Raw genomic sequence first — 19,005 nt, 5'->3', positions numbered from 1 at the left:
TTTTGCCACAAAAGATAAAGCCAATCTTAGTTATTGTCTTTGGCCTTTTGAGTATTTTCTTAGGTTATAAAATTTATCAATCAATTAATGCTCCTATCGAATTTAAAAAGGTTAGAAAGGAAAGATTTTCACAGGTTATTGCAAAACTTAAAGATATTAGGGATTCTCAAGAAGCCTTTAAAACCGTAAACGGAAGATTTGCAGGTAGTTTCAACAACTTGATAAAATTTGTAGATACCGGAAGTTATACCATAACACAACAAAGAGATTCTTCTTTTATGCGTTATGATAAGGTATATCAAATAGAACTTCAAAAAGATACGGTAATCATTGATACTTTAGGTTTTATAAAAGTGAAAGATTCGCTATTTAAGAATAGTGACCGCTACAAAACCATGATGGACGTACCTTTTGCCCAAGGAGGGGAAAAGTTTGAAATGAAGGCAGACATTATTGATAAAAGTGGATATAGAGCTCCCGTTTTCGAGGCCAAGATTAATAAAAATGCTGTTTTATACGATCAGCCTTCAGATTTGGTAGCCAGAGAAAATGCCCATCAAAGTGTTGAGGAAGTCAATGGTTCAGAAATTAAAGTTGGCTCACTTACCGATGTAAGTACAAATGGAAACTGGCCTCCAATTTATGACAGAAAAAAGAACTAATATAGAGGACTCCGATTCAAATCGTAATTCTTTCAAAAAATTGTCCATTCAGGTAAGCCTGAATGGACTTTCTTTTTGTGTTCTTGATACAATTACAAATAAGATACTGGCTTTTGAAAATAAAACTTTTCAAACGTCATCTACACCATATCTTTTGCTAAAGGAACTGAAGTCCGTCTTTAACGAAAGTAATGTAACAACCAATGCATTTTCTGAGGTAGTAGTTATTCATAAGAACAATATGTTTGGCTTGGTGCCCAAAACGCTTTTTAATAAAGAAGAACTTGCCAATTATTTAAAATTCAATACTAAGATAATGGCCAATGACCTTATTGCATATGATGAGGTCATCAATCATGATATAATTAATGTCTACATACCTTTCACCAATGTGAACAACTACATTTTTGATCTTTTTGGTGAGTTTGAGTTTAAGCACAATGGTACGGTCTTAATAACTACACTTTTAAATCAAAGTAGAGTCTCGGTAGAACCTATATGTTATGCCCAACTGTCCGAGCATGAAATGGAATTAGTGGTCATTGCAGATAAAAAATTCAAATTCTACAACCATTTTGAATATAAGACCAAGGAGGATTTTCTCTACTATCTCCTCTTTAGTCTGGAGCAGTTACAAATAGATTTGGAAAAGGTGCAGTTAAAACTATTTGGACTTGTTGAAGAAGGTGATCCAATTTATGAATTGTGCCACCAATATGTTAAGCATGTTTCTGTTTTTATCCCAGACAAAGACTCTTACCCCATGGAGCAGACTGACAATCAAACAATAGATTTTACCGTACTAAGCTCTCTCTAATGCGAATCATTTCTGGAAAGTACAAAGGAAGAAGACTTACTGCTCCAAAAAAACTTCCTGTAAGACCAACAACGGACATGGCCAAAGAAGCGCTCTTTAATATTTTAAACAATCGCTTTTACTTTGATGGTTTAAAAGTGATTGACTTATTTTCTGGAACAGGGAATATAAGTTTTGAGTTTGCTTCAAGGGGTACGGGAGAAATTCTTTCTGTAGATAGTTTTGCGGGTTGTACCCAATACATTTCCAAAATTTCCAAGGAATTGGATTTTCCTATTATCACTATTAAATCTGATGTCTTTAAGTTTTTGGAACGAACCAAAGAAAAGGCTAACATTATTTTTGCCGACCCTCCATACAATTTTGATAGAACCCAATTCTTTTCAATTGCCGATTTGGTTTTTAAAAATGGTTTATTACTGGAAAATGGTGTTTTGATTATAGAACATTCTGATCAAACTGACCTTTCTGACCATCCTTACTTTGTAGAAAATCGAAAATATGGTGGAAGTATTTTTAGTTTCTTTGCTCAAGAACTAACATAGTGAACACTCTTTTTCAGGCCTGGGCAAAATACCTGTAAACATATAGGTACTAGCTTAAAAAAGTATTCACATTAAGCATTTCCAATTTTATACTGCAAATACTACTATTTTAACAGAACTAACCACACTACAACCCAAGGTTTTAACGTTATCTCAATCTATAACCCCTTATTCAAGAACATGAAATCATTAAAACTATTTTTCGCAGCCGTTACTATACTATTTATATCCTGCGACAAAGATGATGACACTACTCCTGTAGACAGTAAATCCCTTATTGGTAGCTGGTCATTAATCTCTTTACAGGCAGATATTGATTTGGAAACAGATTTTTCAGGAATTCCTATAAAAAGCTCAACCAAAAGTGTTGGCGAAAACTTTGATTACACCCTAACATTTACAGAAACAACATACGCCGTTGAAGGCAGTTATGATTTGGTCACAACAGGCACGGTAAACGGTGTGGTCATTGATGAAGATACTCAATCTATAAGTGAAATCTCGGAATCAGGAACCTATGAGTTTTCCGATAGTTCCATTAAAATAGATGGCCAATTGTATGAATTTGAAATCAATGAAATCGACACTAGTGGGCTATCGCTAGATCAGAATATAGATGTTGCTTTTAATAATGATGGAGATTTGGTTATGACACAAAAGCAGGAAGCCACAATAACCCAAGATGGTGTAAGCGTTTCTTATACAATAAATGCAACTACAATTTTTAAACGAAAGTAGTATTTACAATACCCCAATAAATCCAAAAGACCGAGTATAAACTCGGTCTTTTTAATTCAGGCAGGTCATAAGCCGGATTCTGTCTAGCCTTATCATTTATCTAGGCTTTTGGTTGCCCAAAAGCTCCAACCGCCTACCCTCCAATTTGGGCGTGCAGCCCTCAAACATTGGTTTACATGACGTTTCACCGCATAGAGTTTACCTGATTTCACTACAGCCTAACTGTACTTGCTTTCTGTTGCACTGGTCCTCACCTTTCGGCGGACGGATGTTATCCGCTACGCAGCACTATGGTGTCCGGACTTTCCTCTTCAACTTCAAATAATTTGGAGTTGAAGCGATAAGGTAACCTGCCAACGACAAAGGTAAGTCAATTGTTAATAAAAAGTGGCTTACATGGTAAAGCATAAGTGGCTTTGCAGTTTCCTATTTTTATATTTGTAGTAATGCAAATTATTTGCTGATTTGGAACCATTTGTAGTATCGGCTAGAAAATATCGTCCCCAGACATTCAAAGATGTCGTGGGCCAGGAGGCTATTACCAATACATTGCTTAATGCCATTGATAACGATCATTTAGCACAGGCATTACTTTTTTGTGGTCCTAGAGGTGTGGGTAAAACCACTTGTGCCAGAATTCTGGCAAAGAAAATAAATCAAGACGGTACTGAAAGGGAAGATGAAGATTTTGCATTTAACATCTTTGAGCTAGATGCAGCATCCAATAATTCTGTGGATGATATAAGAAGTCTAATTGATCAAGTTCGTATTCCACCACAAGTTGGAAAATACAAAGTATATATCATTGATGAGGTGCATATGCTTTCCCAATCAGCATTCAATGCATTTCTAAAAACCTTGGAGGAGCCTCCAAAGCATGCCATTTTTATCTTGGCCACCACGGAAAAGCATAAAATAATTCCGACCATACTTTCCCGCTGTCAAATTTTTGATTTTAAGCGAATAACCGTTAAAGATGCTGCAAATTACCTAAAATACATTGCAGAACAGCAAGAGGTTGAAGCTGAAGAAAGTGCCTTACACATTATTGCTCAAAAAGCAGATGGGGCCATGCGTGATGCTCTCTCTATTTTTGATAGGGTAGTAAGTTTTTCAGGAAAGCAACTGACCAGAAAGGCGGTGACGGAAAATCTAAATGTTCTTGATTACGATACTTATTTTACAGCCACAGATTTAATTCTGGAAAATAAAATTCCTGATTTACTGATTCTTTTTAACAAAACACTTTCTCTTGGTTTTGATGGGCATCATTTTATCACAGGGCTTGCATCACATTTTAGAGATTTAATGGTATGTCAGCACCAAGAGACTTTGACCTTATTGGAAGTCGGTGATGATGTTAGAACACAATACCAAGAACAGGCAAAAAAAGCTGATAAAATCTTTCTGTTGAAAGCTCTTGAATTGGCCAATGACTGTGATTTGAAGTATAAAACCAGCAAGAATCAACGTTTACTCGTTGAGCTCACCCTCATGAAATTGGCCTCTATCACTTTTGATGGAGAAAAAAAAAACGCTGATTTCATAATTCCGGCCTCTTTTTTCAAGGCCAAAAAAGAGAATAATACTGTTTCAACGGAAAAACAAGTTGTTGAAGAGCCAAAAAGTGAATACCAGGCAGAGAATTTACAATCCAAATCGGAACCAGAACCAGAAACACTCCCAACACCGATAAATGAACCTGAGGTTCAAAACCCTCCAATAGTAAATAAAATTCAGCTAAAGTCATCTGAAAAAAGGGTTTCAGGATTATCACTATCTAGCATCAAGGCCAAAAAGGCACATGAAAATGAAAAAACTCCTGCCATTTCCGGTGAAGAACTTCCTAAAGAGTCATTTGCCGAGGAGGAAATGCAGGAACATTGGAACGATTTTGTACAACAATTGGAGAAAAAAGGTCGAAAAATATTGGCAAGTAACCTACAAACAGATGTTCCCAAACTTAAAGATGACCACACAATCTGGATTGAGCTCCCTAATGGCACTATGAAAAAGGAAGTAGAGCGGGAACAAAGTTTGATGATGGATTATTTAAAGCAGAAACTGAACAATTACTCCATCACATTATTTATAACTGTAAATGAAGAGGTTGCTAAAAAGTTCGCTTTCACCCCAGAGGAAAAATACGAGAAACTCAAAGAAAAGAACCCAGCAATTGAAATTCTAAGAAAAGAATTTGATTTAGACTTTTGATTTTTCATACCCAAAATCTTTAAGTGTATAAACAAATGTAGCAAGTGTCATAATCTCTTAAAGCAAGGTTTCCCTTAGCTCACTTAACATTAGCTAAATACCTTTTCAATTTTCCGTTTTCATGAGCTTATTGGTCATATCCGGCGCGCCTTCTGAATGAAAAAAGCTTGTTCAAATGTTTATATAAGTTTAATCACCTTCAATACAAGTAGTAGTACTTCATACATGAAACTTCAAAAAGATTCATTTGGTAATTATAACCGAACAAATGATCTTAATTCAGGGTATTAATAAAGTCCTCGTATTTACTTTCTTTAAGTACCCTATTAACATCCTTTTCATAAATATCTTTCCAACTATCCACGCCATTGTTTTCTACATACTTTTCAATAATTCGGAATCCAAGCCAATAATTTAGGCTTTTAGGCGCATCCTTGAACAATTGAATTTTATCATTTCTCAACAACGGATTTTCACCACTCTCATCTGCAAAGTAAGGTTTTAATTCATTGTATAACTTCTTTTCGTTGGCCAAATACCAATCCCAATCAGTTTTACTCATATTTTCGATCGCCTCATGCTTTGCAATTTGTCCATTAAAAAAAAGCCACGTAAAATAGCAGGCAAATCCTTCGTCAATTGTCTGACTCAATGCAGTTTTCCTATCCGGGTCATTCTCTCTTAATGGCTCATATGCAAGGTGGTTTAGCTCATGAGGGATGGCCTTTTCCACAATATAGCCCATATCTTCGACCTCATAATTTAGTTCAATACAAAATTGGTCATTCTCACAACCTCCAAACAATATTCCCAACATGGGAGTGAATAATATACTTATTGTAGCTTCAGTCTTATGAGGAACTAGTTCATTGAATCTGGTAAGGTTTTTTTTCAAAATAGAATCAATATTCATATTGATAAGCATTTCAGCTCTTTGATCAAAAAAACTTTTATTTTCTGGATATAGGGTTTGATTCCATTCTACCATTCCCTTAGTTGTGTTGAATTTGGAACTGTTTTCCTCGCCAAAAATCATTCCGTAACAGTTGTCCCATAATTTTTGGTGGGGTCTATAGACCTTTTCAATAATCATCATACTATCATATTCTGTCCCATGGTGAGCCAAAATTTGACTTTTGAAAAGATTCTTTATTACTATTCCTTCCACTTTTACACTATCTGATATTTTCTTGATTTTTTCAATAAACTCAATATCAGAATTTACACTCACCTTTTTGGTCTCTTTACAAGACATTAAGAACAAAAAGACTCCTATGTTTAATATCCATAATATGTTTTTCATGGTAATATGTTTTACTTAACTTTTTAGGTTTTGGAGTTTATCAAGCACGTAGACTTTGTTATAGATCCGCTTACGTAACAACAACGGCGTATTATTTTAATCTATGATTATGCCAAAAAACTAGATGCTTAAAAATCAATGCTTTAGTTATTACAGCGTCGCAAAAAAGACTTTTTATGTCAAGTTTTTATACAATTGATGTCTAATAAATTTACATGTCCGAATAAACTCAGTGGCGTTATAGTTAAATTAAAAAGCCATAATTGATATAGGTAACAATTATTTTTTAATGCTATTTAGCATAACAATAAGATAAACATTCACAATACCCTGGTTTTGTTTTTTTGTTGATGAAGTTTCAAATTCAAAGTTTCTCTGTCCCTTTCAATATTTACATCGTTTCATTCAACCTATCAGGAATCCTATACTGCATCTAGAAAATTGAGATCTTATTTTTATACCAACTGCCCCTGTCTCTTTTTATAATTTATGTTTACATTTAAATATGGTGGAAGAAATACCCATTAGAGTAAATCTTATTTCCCAGATATTGATTTTTGGTGTGTTTTTGGGTATTTACTTATCCTATTTTCTTATTAAAAAATCAATAAAGACAAAATCTCCCAATTTTTTTATGGGGTTTTTATTCTTGATTTTGTCGCTCATCATGCTTGAAGGGTGGTTGAATTATACTGGCTACATCTTTAAAGTACTAGTCCTGACCAATTTTTCAGAGCCATTAAATTTTGCTATTGCTCCGGTCATTTATTTATTCATGTCGTCACAGTTGGGTGATAAAAGAACAAAGCGAGATTGGCTACATTTTATCCCATTTGCACTATGGTTGCTCTACTGTATGTTCTTCTTTATGCAAGCAGATGTTTTTAAGTACAATGACAATCTTGCAGTGATGAATTTGGATATTCCACCTATTCAAACAACTATTCCAAATAGAGGGGATCCCCAAGGACTTCGAAACTATGTAAACCTTGCAACCATTATCCATATCATCGTTTACAATATAATCCTTTCAAGAAGGTTGCTTTTGGCCCTGCGCACAAAAGGAGAAACCGTGTTCAACACCCAGGATAAAGATCTGCGTTCCATTAGAAATTCTTTCTGCCATTTTTTGATAGTAACCCTAATTCTTGTTTTTGTAAAGTCAACTTACCAAAGTGATGTTGGAGATCACCTGATTTTCCTGTACATCTGTTTTATGATTTTCTTGACTTCTTATGACCTTATGAACGCTTCATCCTATTACTTACAAACATCTTCGTTTTTGGAAGGGCCTGTGTTGAAATATAAAAAATCATCCTTGGCAAATGAAGACAAAGCCATCATCATGGAAGCCATTTCAAACCAGATGAAAAATGAGAAGTACTTTTTAAGTAGCACTGCCTCGTTATCTGGATTGGCAAAATCAATAAATGAAAGTTCCCATCACGTTTCTCAGGTGATTAATGAAAAATTGGGACTCTCTTTCTTCGAACTTTTAGCTTCTTATAGAGTGAAAGAGGCCAAAAGAATATTGAACACGGAAATGGGAAAGAAATTAACCATTGAAGAGGTGGCCGAACGGGTTGGCTATAACTCAAAATCGGCTTTTAATACTGCTTTTAAGAAAATTACTGCATATACACCGTCTTCTTTTAGAGATTCGTAAGCACCTGATTATCAATAAATATTAGTTCTTCCTTATAAACTCGAACACCTTACCTATCGGGAAATTCGTTTGTGGGCTGTAACGCTTAATACTTTTGGGCCAAATCAAAAAACGAACAGTCATGAAAACTCAAGAAACCATAAAAAAAGATAGAAAATATTTTATTGATTGGTTAAGAATTGCATTGATTATTAGTGTTTTCTTTTTCCATGTTGGAATGATATTCAGGCCTGAGCAATGGCATGTGAACAGCAAGGAATCATTTGCTTTTTTAGATCCGATTATGTGGTGGTTGCACTTATGGCGAATGCCCTTATTGTTTTTGGTGTCAGGAGTTGGTACTTATTATGCCATCGGACATCGAACCAGCTGGCAATATGTAAAGGAACGATTTCGAAGGTTGTACATTCCGTTTACGGTTGGGTTCTTTACACTGGTTCCTTTGATGGTCTACGTGGAACGAATAGATGTATATGATTCGTTATGGGATTTCATTCCCCACATATTTGATGGTGGGCCCTACCCAGTTGGAAACATCTCATGGCATCACTTGTGGTTCATTCTCTATTTGTTTATAATTTCTTTGTTGATCGCACCATTTTTGAACTATACCAAAAGCGGACACTACAATATGGTTAGGGGTAAAATGATAAACCTGGTCACCAAAAAAATGGGATTGAATTGGTTATTGCCCATCATTATCTTATCACAGGTAATATTAAGACAATATTTTCCAAATAGTACTCACGCACTTTATAATGACTGGGCCTATTTCACCTACTATTTGCTTTTCTTTTTAAGTGGTTTTATCCTATTTACAAGTGACAAACTAATCACTTCGCTAACCAATGACAGAAGATTGTATTTATATCAAACACTTGCATTTACCCTAATACTCTTTTCACTACCATCCATTTTTGGTAAACCTTCAGTGGTTCAAGATTATACCCTTGGAATCACGGAAATGATTATTTCATTATCCTGCGGATTGACAGCCATAGGTTACTTTAAGAAATATTTTAACAAAGATTATAAATATAGAAAAGTACTGAATGAAGCCATTTATCCTTTTTATTTATTACATCAGCCCGCTTTAATCTTTGTAGGCCATGTAGTCTTACAATGGGAAATATCATATGGGATGCAAGCAATTTTGATAACTATACTTTCATTGATTTCCATCTACCTTTCCTATTGGTTTGTCATTCGAAAGGTCAATGTTCTAAGAATTGCATTTGGAATGAAAAGCAAGGCTAAAGAAGATACTGCACAAATGAACCAACTAGAGCGTTCCCCAGTATTTGACAAATGACCTCATCTCATTTGTTATTTATTGTTTTACATCGGTTTCTTCAGTTTCAGTTTCATCCGATTCTTTGGATTCCATAACTAGTTCTATGGTATCTTTTTTTCTGCTAGAGGTGGGAAGTGGTACACCCCCATTCAGACCTACTCCAATAGAAGCAAATACTACAAGTACAAAAAGCCCCAGCAATCTCAATGCTTTTTTGAAACGTATCATATTTTAAAATTGATCACATCAATTAAACTTGATGCAATAGTTTGTTTTAGTAATTTGTAAAAGGAAAAAAGTGATGGTAGGACAAGATTTTATCCTAAGTTTATGAGAGAAGGGTACTCTTTTGAGTTTTGTTGAATTCTTGTTACTTGATATAACAAGCTAGCAAAGACGACAGTGTAAATTTGATTGGCATAGCTATTAAACTTCACTTTTTCAAGTTGGTTGTATGCCCTTAAAGAACAAAGCTCGCAGCTCTTGGAAAAATTACAAATATTGCTAGCATTGGACCGGGAAGCAGCATTTTTATAGTCCGTTGTCCGTTTGTTAATTTCTGATTTTGATACGGATACAAGCTCAATAGGGTTGTTTGTAAGCCTTACAGACGAAAGTCCTGCATCGCCTGAAAAAGAAAAGAAACTGAGCAAAAAGGTCACCGATAGCAACCATCTTGTTGAACTTCTTAATTGATATGTGTTCTGATCAGGCATTGATTGAACAAAGTTAGTTTTTATTCCTAAAAAACATTGTCATTATTGACTAATATGGTTATCGTATTTCCACTAAGTTTTTAATCGAATTAAATTTTGCTGGTCTTTTTCATTTTTGCTGTCATTCTTAAACAATGACTTATGGGAAGGAAGCAAAATACAAAGCATTCCCATGAACATATAATCCAAAGTGCCATTAACGTTGTGAAAATTATCCATGAAATACTCACCCAACATCATAAACATGATAAAAACTAGATATCCATACAAACCTATGGTTCTTGTTCTATAAAACAATAAACAAAGGCCTATTAATAGTTCAACAAAAGGCATGGTATATAGCAACGCCTTAGTTAAACCTGTTGGAATCTTAAAAACGTAGCTTTTGGCAAATAAATCGCTATAATAAGTCACAAAATTACCTAAATCTAATAGTTTGTATACGGCTCCAACAAGCAACAACAGTATTAAAAAAATCCTAGCTATTCTTTCTATATTCTTTAAATTGTTTGTATTCATTATATAGGGCATTTAAATTAAATTACTATGCAAATCATTAATGGCTTCAATTACAGTATTACCATATCCTTTTAGTATGATATAGCCTGATACATCATTTAGAGATACGACATGAACATCATTAATCTCCTCAAACATTAAATATTTAAGGAGATGTTGTTTTTCAATAATTTCTTGTTCTAAGTTTTTTTGCACATCCATATTTTATAGCTGTTGGTGTATTCTTGATTAAAACCTTGATTGCTTTTTTAATTTCATTTCTACCTTAATTATTGAGTAATAAGTGCTCACTAATTTCTTTTATAGAATGCTCTACCGTAAATATTCTTTTTCTCTCCTTGAGCATTTTTATCAAGGAATACCTCGCTAGAGTTAAATTGTAAAGTTGCACCATCAAAATCTATTTCAAGAAAAGCTATGTTACCTTCAATAGTCAATGATAAAAGTGAAAAATTAGAATTAACACTCCAAGTACCACTAATGGATGAAATCTCATTTTGACCAGTACACTCATACGAATCTGAATCATCGTTGTAAGACCACGTATTGTTCTCTTGGTAAAACGTAGAATCTGCATTGAGCACCAATTCAGAATATCTACAGGGCAGTTCATCCAAAAGTTGGGTAGTGTTTATACCATCTTCATTAACATCAAACAAAGGTTCATTTGCTATAAAACTTACTACGTTCCAAGTACCATAAATATTCATAGGTCCATCAATTGGAGAATCATCTGAAGAACAGGAAACAAATAGTGTTATAAAAACAAGATGTAAGAAAATTTTTATTTTATAGATTCGGTTAATCACCATTTCGTATGCTTTGAGATTTTACAGGCTCACCTCTTTTTACAAAAACTTTGTCTGCGTAATAATTCTGGAATTGCGCTGGTAAACCTTCCCCATTAAATGGGTCAGCTGTGGTTTGCAAGTGATAATGAAGGTGTGGCTCGCTTGAGTTCCCACTGTTGCCCGCTTTTCCCAATTCCTGTCCTTTTAAGATCTCATCTCCAACCGACACGATTATAGACCCTTTCTTAAAATGAGCCAAGATTGAGAATTCTCCATTTTCATGGTCAATAATAACCCGGTTACCAGTTGGAGAATCTTGGTTAAACTTACCAGGAATATTGTCTTCTATGTCATTTACAACATCAACAATTTTTCCACCTCCTGGAGCATTTAAACGTTTTCCGAAACAATAGTAATCATGATTCTGTTTCCCATTTCCAGTATGAGTTTTTCCATCTATTCTTTGAACAATATCCAAAGCAAATCGTTGCTCTCTTAAAAGTGTATGGTAATTTTCTCCAACACTGCGTCCTCCCCAAAACACCCACCATTCTTCATTAAAAGGAAGTTCTAATTCAGTTTTAGTTTGATACTCTAAATAAGCAGTATCTGCTTCCTTCAATATTTCTTTAGAACAGCTGAAAACTGTAACCAATATTCCCGAGAGGATTAAGCTCTTAATTATTTTTTTCATTTTATCATTCTATTTTTTTGACAATTCTAATTGCACAACTTATTCAAGTACAGCTCCTATAGCATCTATAACTAACTGTGGTTCTTCCACTTGGATGTAATGACCGCTATTCTCCGTAGTTATATGAGTGAAATTGGTAAGGTTATCTCCAAGAGTAGCATGTGCACTAATCCAACGCTCTTCATCTTCCCCTTCACGATCTTTAATACTTGTAAGTACAACAACTGGCACATTTGGTAATGTAGATAGTTGATCTAAAACCTGAAAGTTTTCAATAAATTGTTCGGCTTCATTTGCAATTTGAAAAAGGCCTTCTCCTTTAAAAAAATGAACCATGTCATCTTCTTGCTCTTGGGTCATCACTTCAAAATCTTCATGACTTGGATCAACAAATACAATACCCTCTACCATTTCTGGGTGTTGTACAGTATAATATCTGACAACCGCGCCTCCTAAGGAATGACCTACAAGAATAACCTGATTGTTCTTTGATTTGCTCAAGATAACTTGATGTAGGTCGGCTGCCAGTTGAATAATGCTTCTTTCGTTAGTGGCAGTTTCAGAGGGTTCGTATCCAGCCCTGTTATATGCGATTACCTGATGGGTTTCTGCAAGACCAAGCAATTTGAACCAACTTTCATAATTGTCTCCAAGACCTGATTCAAAAACAAGGGTATGTTCTCCATCACCGGCGGTTTCTGTATATAATTTATGGTTGCCCACATCGACCAAATTTGACGGCGTTAAAACTTGGTCGTCATCGTTATTGCATGAAATTGCAAATAAGCTTACTATACTTATATAAACACTTATTCTCTTCGATACTTTCATTTTACTCAAGTTGAATTAATATTGAGGCAAAAATATCCAGGAGTATTTACTAAACGGTTCCGAATTGTAAATCCGAACAACATTTTGTGGTAAATATTATTCTAATGCTAAAGGGAAGGGAAGCTGTTTAACTGGAATGTTTTAGGTATTGCAACGGGGTCATTCCTGTTTCTTTTTTGAAAAAGGTATTAAAGACAGTTTTTGAATTGAAGCCACTTTCATATGCCAAACCAATTAGGGTAATGTGAGCGTTTTTCGGGTCCTTGGAAATACGTTTAAAAGTTTCAACCCTATAATGATTGATGAATTCACTAAAATTTTTATCGAATTCATGATTAATCAACCATGATAATTGATTTGGGTGAATATCCAACTGAGCAGCCAGACTTTTTAAGGTTAAATCAGGGTTTAAAAATGATGACTTCCGCTCCATGCAACTTATTAGCTTTTTTGCATATTCATTTTTTTGTTCCTTGGTCAATAGGGCTTTTTTCTTAGCTGTTTTTTCCTTTACCGCAAATGTTGATGAAAACACTTTATCCGTAATTTTCTTGTATAGTGGGTCATGTTTAACGGAATTCAACAGTGGGTCGCCAAACAATGTCAACATTAAGGTTGGTTTGCTATCAATAATGCCACTTAACCAATTAAAAGCTTGCTCCTTTTTTCCTGAATGAATCAAAATTAAGAACATAAAGAATTGTGCTCTTTCTGCTTTGGAGGTTTCAATTTCCGTATTCAATAAGTCCACATAATATTCTTGTTTTTCAGTGTCCTTTAAAATAGTATGTGCAATACCCAACATACCATATTTGGTTGCAGTATCTATTGTTGCCGGCAACTCCGAATTAAAATATGCTATTACAAGCTGTATTTTATCCTGACATAACCAACAGCATGCTTTTATAATAATTGCCAATAAATTAATGGGATTTAATTCAAGACAGATATCTAGAGCTTTTATGGAAGCTTCATAATCTTCCATAATATAATGTATGTACCCCTTGGCAAAATACACTTCGGCCGATAAAGGGTCTAAACCAATAGCTATTTCAATATGCTCTAAGGCTTGCTCAAACTTTTTTAAGGAGCAATAATGAAATGCAAAATGCATATATGCAGGTGCAAAATTGGGGTTTACTTCTAAAGCTTTGTTTAAATGTTGGACTGTTTTTTTAAAATCCCATTCGTACCAATAACTTATGCTTGCCAATCCGTAATGTGCTTCAGGAAGCTGAGGATTTAACTTTAAAGCTTTATTTACATATTTGCTGGCCTCCTTATATGTTTCATCTTTTGGTAAGAAGCCAAGACCTGCCATCATTGCATAATATTGTGCTAAACCATAATTAGACTGTGCATGCTCAGAGTCTATTTCCAAAGCTTTGGTATAATAGTTTTTGGATAGTTCTAAATCTTCAGGGTTCCATTTTTGAAAATGATAATTTCCTTTTAAGTATAATTGGTAAGCTTCAATATAATCTGTTTGTTTATTGACCAATTTGTCCTTGATGTCAAAGTGCCCAAAATTTTCCCTAATCCTATCAGCTATTAACAAACTGATATCATCCTGGACAGCAAAAATATTCTCGAGTTTTCTATCCCAAGTTTCTGACCAAAAATGAAAATCGTTCTGGACTTCAATTAACTGAGCGGTAATCCTAATAGTATTATTGGATAAGCGAACACTTCCTTCAATAATAGTGGAGACATTAAGGTCTTTTCCAATCTTAGTGACTGGAACATCTTTGTTCTTAAAGAAAAAAGAGGAAGTACGTGATGTTACCTTTAAACCATCAATTTTCGCCAATGCATTGATGATTTCTTCCGTGAGACCATCACAAAAGTAATCGTTCTCAATGTTAGAGCTCATGTTTCTAAATGGAAGTACGGCTATTGAAAGGTTGTTTAGCACAGTATAAAGATAATTTTATACCCGCAATTTAACCGCCAATCCATGTAAAAACTAACCTTACTTTAACTCTTCTTCAATTGATATTACAATTAAAGAACTTTACAGACTAATATCTTTTCAGACCATTTTGATATTCTTGGGACATTCGACATCTATTGGACACTCTAAACTATTCGCAAAAGAAGTATTCTACATGGAATACTTTTATCTTTACAGCAATAAAAATTACAATTGAATAAAAATGCTAGGCCTTAAACTACCCACAGATCCTAGATGGGTCAACATCGTTGAAAAAAACATAGAGGAAATATTAACGGATCATGCTTATTGTGAACAAAAGGCAGCAAGTATGGCCATTTCGCTTATCATTGGTTTTCCAGAAAAATCTGAATTAGTAAAGGAAATGATAGCTCTTTCTCGGGAAGAAATGGGGCATTTTAACATGGTACATGAAAAGATTTTGGAGCGTGGTTGGATTTTGGGCCGTGAGCGTAAAGATGAATATGTTATCGAGCTAATGAAGTTCTTTCCCAAGGGAGGTAGTAGGGAGACCCATCTTGTCCATAAACTTTTATATGCAGCATTGATAGAGGCACGTAGTTGTGAACGCTTTAGGCTACTTTCTGAAGAAATAAACGATAAAGAACTGGCAGATTTTTATGGTAAGCTTATGGCCAGCGAAGCAAACCATTATACCATGTTCCTAAAATTTGCCCGTAAATATGGAGAAAGGACGGTTGTGGATGAAAAATGGCAGCAACTTCTTGAATATGAGGCAGAATTAATGAAAGGTCTTGGTAAAAAAGAGACCATGCACGGCTAATCTCTTATTGATAGTACAGTGTTTTGATCATTCCGTCCGCCAAACCAATTTTGGGAACATGTATTTTTTTAGCACTGCTCCACTTAGCTGCAGACAAGAATATTTTAGCTGCTGGAATAATTACATCAGCCCTATCCTGATTCAATCCTAATTCTGATATTCTGTCATCATAATCCATGCTATTTAGAAAATGGTACTGGGCATTTAACCAAATAAAAGATAGCGGTTGTTCCATTTTTCTGCCTGACATTTTGTGCAATTTGTTGATGTTTCCTCCTGAACCAATGATTTCAACTTTGCCGTTATCCTGAAAACGAGAGACTATCCATTCCTGTACTTTATTCCATACAGATTCATCAACTAAATCATTCAAAATTCTGACGGTGCCTATCTTAAAGGATTTGGATTCCGATAAATCACCTTGCCTGAAAATGGTGAACTCAGTACTACCACCACCAACATCTACGTATAAATAAGATCTGTCTTTCTTAATAAGATTCTTCAAATCGGTTGAAGCTATGATGGAAGCCTCTCTTTTTCCATTTATAATCTCAATCCTAACACCAGATTCGAGAAATACTCTTTCAACAACCTCACCACCATTTTTGGCTTCCCGTAGGGCCGATGTGGCACAAGCCATATATTTCTCAACCCCATAGACTTGCATTAGCAAATCAAAAGATTGCATACTCTTGATTAATCGCTGTAAACTCTCATCAGAAATTTGACCTTTAATAAAAGCGTCTTCTCCCAAACGTACAGGAACCCTGATCAATTCGCTCTTTTTGAAAACTGTTGGCTTATCCTCTTGCTCTATAACATTGTTTACCAACAATCTAATGGCATTAGACCCTATATCAATGGCGGCAAACTTTCGTATTTTCAAACTAAAAGCTTTTAGGATTATAACTTTTCCTGGTAGTAATCATAAAGTTTGAATTGGGAACGTAATTCAAGTTCGTCCTCGTTCCGCTCTCTGTACGCATTGTCCTGTTTCTCGGAAAAAACCCGTGCTTTTTGGTTATCCTGCCAAGAAATGTCAAACGTATCTAATAATTCCTGTTTAATATTCTCATCATAAATAGGACAACCCACTTCCACTCTAAAATCAAGATTTCTTGTCATCCAGTCCGCAGAGGAGATATAGATTTTAGGGTCACCACCATTACCAAAAATGAATAATCTTGGGTGTTCCAAAAATTTATCAACTATACTTATGGCCTCAATATTTTCGCTCATCCCCTCAACTCCGGGAACAAGGCAACATATTCCCCTGATAATAAGTTGAATTTTAACCCCAGCCTTACTCGCCTCGTATAGCTTATCTACCATTTTATAAGACGTAAAGCTGTTCATTTTTATTTTAATGTATGCCTCTTTTCCCATTAAGGCATTGGCAATCTCATTATCAATTAGTTTAATAAAAGTTGATTTGGTATAGTGTGGAGATACCACTAGGTGTTTGTACTTATTGATCTTATAGTTGGTCTCAAAAAAGTCAAAGACCCTTCCCATTTCCTTTAAAATCCCCTCGTGAGCAGTAAACAAGGTGTAATCCGTATAGATTTTTGCTGTTGATTCATTAAAATTACCAGTACTTATAAAACCATACCTTTTGATTCCTTCCGCTTCTTCACGCTCAACCAAACAAATCTTGCTGTGTACTTTGAGTCCTGGAACACCAAAAATCAGGTTAATTCCCTCTGCCTGTAACTGATTGGCATATTCAATATTGGCCTGTTCATCAAACCGTGCTTGCAGCTCTATCTGTACAGTTACTTTCTTACCATTTTTAACGGCATTGATCAATGCCCTTGCTATCTGGCTATCATTGGCAAGTCGATATACAGTAATTTTTATGGCTCTAACCTTGGGGTCAAGGGCAGCTTCCCGTAAAAATTTGGTAACATAACTGAACGTATGGTAGGGTGTATAAATAAGATAATCTTTGTGGGCAATCATCTCCAAAAGACTTCCTTTCATACTCAGGCCCTTAACTGGAAGGGGTTCTATCTTTTTGTACATGAGGTCTTGTCTTCCCAAACTCGGGAATCCCATATAATCACGCCTGTTGTGATATCTACCCCCAGGTATTACACTATCCGTATCAACAATGTTCATTTTATCTTTCAAAAACTGAAGCGTATCCTTGTCAATTTCCTTATCATAGACAAAACGTACTGGGTCACTTATTTTTCTGTGCTCTACACTTGAAGATATTTTTTCAATAAAACTCTTGGTCAAATCATTATCAATATCCAGTTCTGCATCTCTGGTAATCTTTATCATGTGTGCTGAAATGGACTCAAACTCAAACATAGTAAAAACACTGTCCAAGCAAAACCTGATAAGGTCATCCAAAATGATGATATAATTCTTATCCCCCTCCTTAGGAAGGACAATAAAACGGTCAATCCCTTTAGGAATTTCTATCAATGCATACCTGTTTTTTCCGTTGGTAGTAGAATGCTCATCATTCTTCATCACCATTTTTACAGCCAGATATGCAGCGGTGTCTTTTAACAACGGAAACTCTGTAAGGTCGTTCAAGATGATGGTCATCAGCTCTTGGTTAACCTTTTTGAAAAAATAATCTCTTACAAACTCAGCTTGACTTTCACTTACTTCATTTTCATCAATCAGAAAGATATTTTCCTCCTTCAGTTCCTCCTCTATATTATGCAAAATTTCAAGGCTTCTGGCCTGTTGGGCTATTACAATCTTTGTGATTTCTTCCAACAAATCCTTAGCCTTCTCCCCCCCTAAAACACTTTTTCCTTTTTTACCGGCATCCACAATACGTTTTACCGTTGCATACCTCACCTTAAAAAATTCATCAAGATTATTGCTGAAAATCCCCAAAAATCGGAGACGATCGATCAAAGGGACCTTTTTATCTGCACTCTCTTGAAGCACCCTTGCATTAAAATGCAACCAACTGATTTCCCTGTTTACGTATTCGTTTTTGACTTTAATCATTTATTCTTCAAATGTTTAGGAAAAATTATCTGTTCCGTGCTTCCCTTTGAGATTTTGGACCATACATCCACATTAAACTTAATCTTCACCAGACCCGAGGTAGGAACATTGTCAATATACTGATCTCCCCAAGTATTTGCAAGTGATGTGAAGGCATAATTGTGCCCAAAAATTAGAACGGAATCAATTTCATCTCCCAAGCCGGTAATAAAATTTTCTACGCTATGTCCCGAAAAATCATAAAGTTCTTCCCTTACCTGAAACTTGTTAAAGTCAAAACTAAAGTTTCTCAAAAAAATCATGCTAGTATGTAAAGCCCTATTGGCAGGACTGGAATAGGCAAAATCTACCTGAAAATCATTCTCTATGGCTTTTTTTGCCACCAAATGGGCATCATTAATCCCTCTCTCTTTTAAAGGCCTATCCTTATCGGAAACATCATATTCCCATGAGGATTTTCCATGCCTTACCAAGGTTATTGTTTTCATAATGCCTATA

Annotated in this window: 20 protein-coding genes and 1 other RNA gene; 8 read left to right on the top strand and 13 right to left on the bottom strand. The window is 35.1% G+C overall.

Going from position 1 to position 19,005, the window contains the following annotated elements:
- Positions 1-14 precede the first annotated feature (14 nt).
- The 4 genes from CRO15_RS06265 to CRO15_RS06250 all read left to right on the top strand — a co-directional run bounded on the left by CRO15_RS06265 (position 15) and on the right by CRO15_RS06250 (position 2,762).
- The gene (locus CRO15_RS06265; protein ID WP_097045597.1) at positions 15-662 is read left to right on the top strand and encodes a hypothetical protein; all 648 of its coding nucleotides are present in this window, start codon (positions 15-17) and stop codon (positions 660-662) included.
- Entirely contained in the window at positions 643-1,479 is an 837-nt protein-coding gene (locus tag CRO15_RS06260) for a DUF3822 family protein (protein ID WP_243396917.1), read from the top strand. The genes CRO15_RS06265 and CRO15_RS06260 overlap by 20 nt, the downstream gene beginning before the upstream one ends.
- The gene (locus CRO15_RS06255) at positions 1,479-2,024 is read left to right on the top strand and encodes an RsmD family RNA methyltransferase (RefSeq protein ID WP_097044963.1); all 546 of its coding nucleotides are present in this window, start codon (positions 1,479-1,481) and stop codon (positions 2,022-2,024) included. The genes CRO15_RS06260 and CRO15_RS06255 overlap by 1 nt, the downstream gene beginning before the upstream one ends.
- Before the next feature lie 180 nt (positions 2,025-2,204).
- Positions 2,205-2,762: a hypothetical protein gene (locus CRO15_RS06250; protein ID WP_097044962.1), complete on the top strand. Its 558-nt coding sequence runs from the start codon at positions 2,205-2,207 to the stop codon at positions 2,760-2,762.
- A 53-nt stretch (positions 2,763-2,815) separates the two neighbouring features.
- Here the strand turns inward: CRO15_RS06250 and rnpB are convergent.
- An RNA gene (gene rnpB / locus CRO15_RS06245) (RNase P RNA component class A) lies at positions 2,816-3,119 on the bottom strand.
- A gap of 108 nt (positions 3,120-3,227) precedes the next feature.
- Here rnpB and CRO15_RS06240 point away from each other — a divergent pair.
- The gene (locus CRO15_RS06240; RefSeq protein ID WP_097044961.1) at positions 3,228-4,976 is read left to right on the top strand and encodes a DNA polymerase III subunit gamma/tau; all 1,749 of its coding nucleotides are present in this window, start codon (positions 3,228-3,230) and stop codon (positions 4,974-4,976) included.
- Between the two features lie 274 nt (positions 4,977-5,250).
- On the opposite strand, the gene CRO15_RS06235 is transcribed toward CRO15_RS06240, so the two are convergent.
- Complete coding sequence (locus tag CRO15_RS06235; RefSeq protein ID WP_207763830.1) at positions 5,251-6,279, bottom strand: gliding motility protein GldB-related protein; 1,029 nt, start codon at positions 6,277-6,279, stop codon at positions 5,251-5,253.
- Between the two features lie 505 nt (positions 6,280-6,784).
- Here CRO15_RS06235 and CRO15_RS06230 point away from each other — a divergent pair.
- Both CRO15_RS06230 and CRO15_RS06225 read left to right on the top strand, forming a co-directional pair.
- Entirely contained in the window at positions 6,785-7,945 is a 1,161-nt protein-coding gene (locus CRO15_RS06230; protein ID WP_097044960.1) for a helix-turn-helix domain-containing protein, read from the top strand.
- A 121-nt stretch (positions 7,946-8,066) separates the two neighbouring features.
- Positions 8,067-9,257 (top strand): acyltransferase family protein, encoded by a 1,191-nt coding sequence (locus CRO15_RS06225; RefSeq protein ID WP_097044959.1) that lies wholly within the window; start codon positions 8,067-8,069, stop codon positions 9,255-9,257.
- A gap of 18 nt (positions 9,258-9,275) precedes the next feature.
- Here CRO15_RS06225 and CRO15_RS06220 read toward each other — a convergent pair whose 3' ends face one another.
- The 8 genes from CRO15_RS06220 to CRO15_RS06185 form a co-directional block, all read right to left on the bottom strand.
- Positions 9,276-9,467 carry a hypothetical protein gene (locus CRO15_RS06220; RefSeq protein WP_097044958.1) on the bottom strand — a complete coding sequence of 64 codons (192 nt, stop codon included), beginning with the start codon at positions 9,465-9,467 and terminating at the stop codon, positions 9,276-9,278.
- Between the two features lie 89 nt (positions 9,468-9,556).
- Positions 9,557-9,955 carry a hypothetical protein gene (locus tag CRO15_RS06215; RefSeq protein ID WP_097044957.1) on the bottom strand — a complete coding sequence of 133 codons (399 nt, stop codon included), beginning with the start codon at positions 9,953-9,955 and terminating at the stop codon, positions 9,557-9,559.
- A gap of 72 nt (positions 9,956-10,027) precedes the next feature.
- Complete coding sequence (locus CRO15_RS06210; RefSeq protein WP_133067217.1) at positions 10,028-10,474, bottom strand: MauE/DoxX family redox-associated membrane protein; 447 nt, start codon at positions 10,472-10,474, stop codon at positions 10,028-10,030.
- 12 nt (positions 10,475-10,486) lie between these two features.
- Positions 10,487-10,675 carry a hypothetical protein gene (locus CRO15_RS06205; protein WP_097044955.1) on the bottom strand — a complete coding sequence of 63 codons (189 nt, stop codon included), beginning with the start codon at positions 10,673-10,675 and terminating at the stop codon, positions 10,487-10,489.
- Positions 10,676-10,764: 89 nt separating this feature from the next.
- A complete protein-coding gene (locus CRO15_RS06200; RefSeq protein ID WP_097044954.1) occupies positions 10,765-11,286 on the bottom strand; it encodes a DUF5004 domain-containing protein in 522 nt (173 codons plus the stop codon).
- Complete coding sequence (locus tag CRO15_RS06195; RefSeq protein ID WP_097044953.1) at positions 11,276-11,959, bottom strand: M23 family metallopeptidase; 684 nt, start codon at positions 11,957-11,959, stop codon at positions 11,276-11,278. The genes CRO15_RS06200 and CRO15_RS06195 overlap by 11 nt, the downstream gene beginning before the upstream one ends.
- Positions 11,960-11,998: 39 nt before the next feature.
- The gene (locus tag CRO15_RS06190; RefSeq protein WP_097044952.1) at positions 11,999-12,790 is read right to left on the bottom strand and encodes an alpha/beta fold hydrolase; all 792 of its coding nucleotides are present in this window, start codon (positions 12,788-12,790) and stop codon (positions 11,999-12,001) included.
- A gap of 127 nt (positions 12,791-12,917) precedes the next feature.
- Positions 12,918-14,663 carry a helix-turn-helix domain-containing protein gene (locus CRO15_RS06185; protein ID WP_097044951.1) on the bottom strand — a complete coding sequence of 582 codons (1,746 nt, stop codon included), beginning with the start codon at positions 14,661-14,663 and terminating at the stop codon, positions 12,918-12,920.
- A 283-nt stretch (positions 14,664-14,946) separates the two neighbouring features.
- Between CRO15_RS06185 and CRO15_RS06180 the strand changes: the two genes are divergently transcribed.
- Entirely contained in the window at positions 14,947-15,528 is a 582-nt protein-coding gene (locus CRO15_RS06180; RefSeq protein ID WP_097044950.1) for a MiaE family protein, read from the top strand.
- A gap of 4 nt (positions 15,529-15,532) precedes the next feature.
- Here the strand turns inward: CRO15_RS06180 and CRO15_RS06175 are convergent, their stop codons facing one another.
- From CRO15_RS06175 to CRO15_RS06165, 3 genes are read right to left on the bottom strand one after another with little or no spacing between them, the layout of a single operon-like run.
- Positions 15,533-16,414, bottom strand: a complete 882-nt coding sequence (locus CRO15_RS06175) for a Ppx/GppA phosphatase family protein (protein ID WP_097044949.1) — start codon at positions 16,412-16,414, stop codon at positions 15,533-15,535.
- A gap of 17 nt (positions 16,415-16,431) precedes the next feature.
- Positions 16,432-18,507, bottom strand: coding sequence for a polyphosphate kinase 1 (ppk1, locus tag CRO15_RS06170; protein WP_097044948.1), 2,076 nt, complete (start codon positions 18,505-18,507; stop codon positions 16,432-16,434).
- The gene (locus tag CRO15_RS06165) at positions 18,504-18,995 is read right to left on the bottom strand and encodes a SixA phosphatase family protein (protein ID WP_097044947.1); all 492 of its coding nucleotides are present in this window, start codon (positions 18,993-18,995) and stop codon (positions 18,504-18,506) included. Before CRO15_RS06165 ends, ppk1 begins: the two co-directional genes overlap by 4 nt.
- Positions 18,996-19,005: the final 10 nt, after the last annotated feature.

Origin of the sequence: Flagellimonas pacifica (genome assembly GCF_900215465.1) — a bacterium.
Classification (GTDB): domain Bacteria; phylum Bacteroidota; class Bacteroidia; order Flavobacteriales; family Flavobacteriaceae; genus Flagellimonas; species Flagellimonas pacifica.
This window is presented reverse-complemented; position numbering and strand designations above follow the sequence as displayed.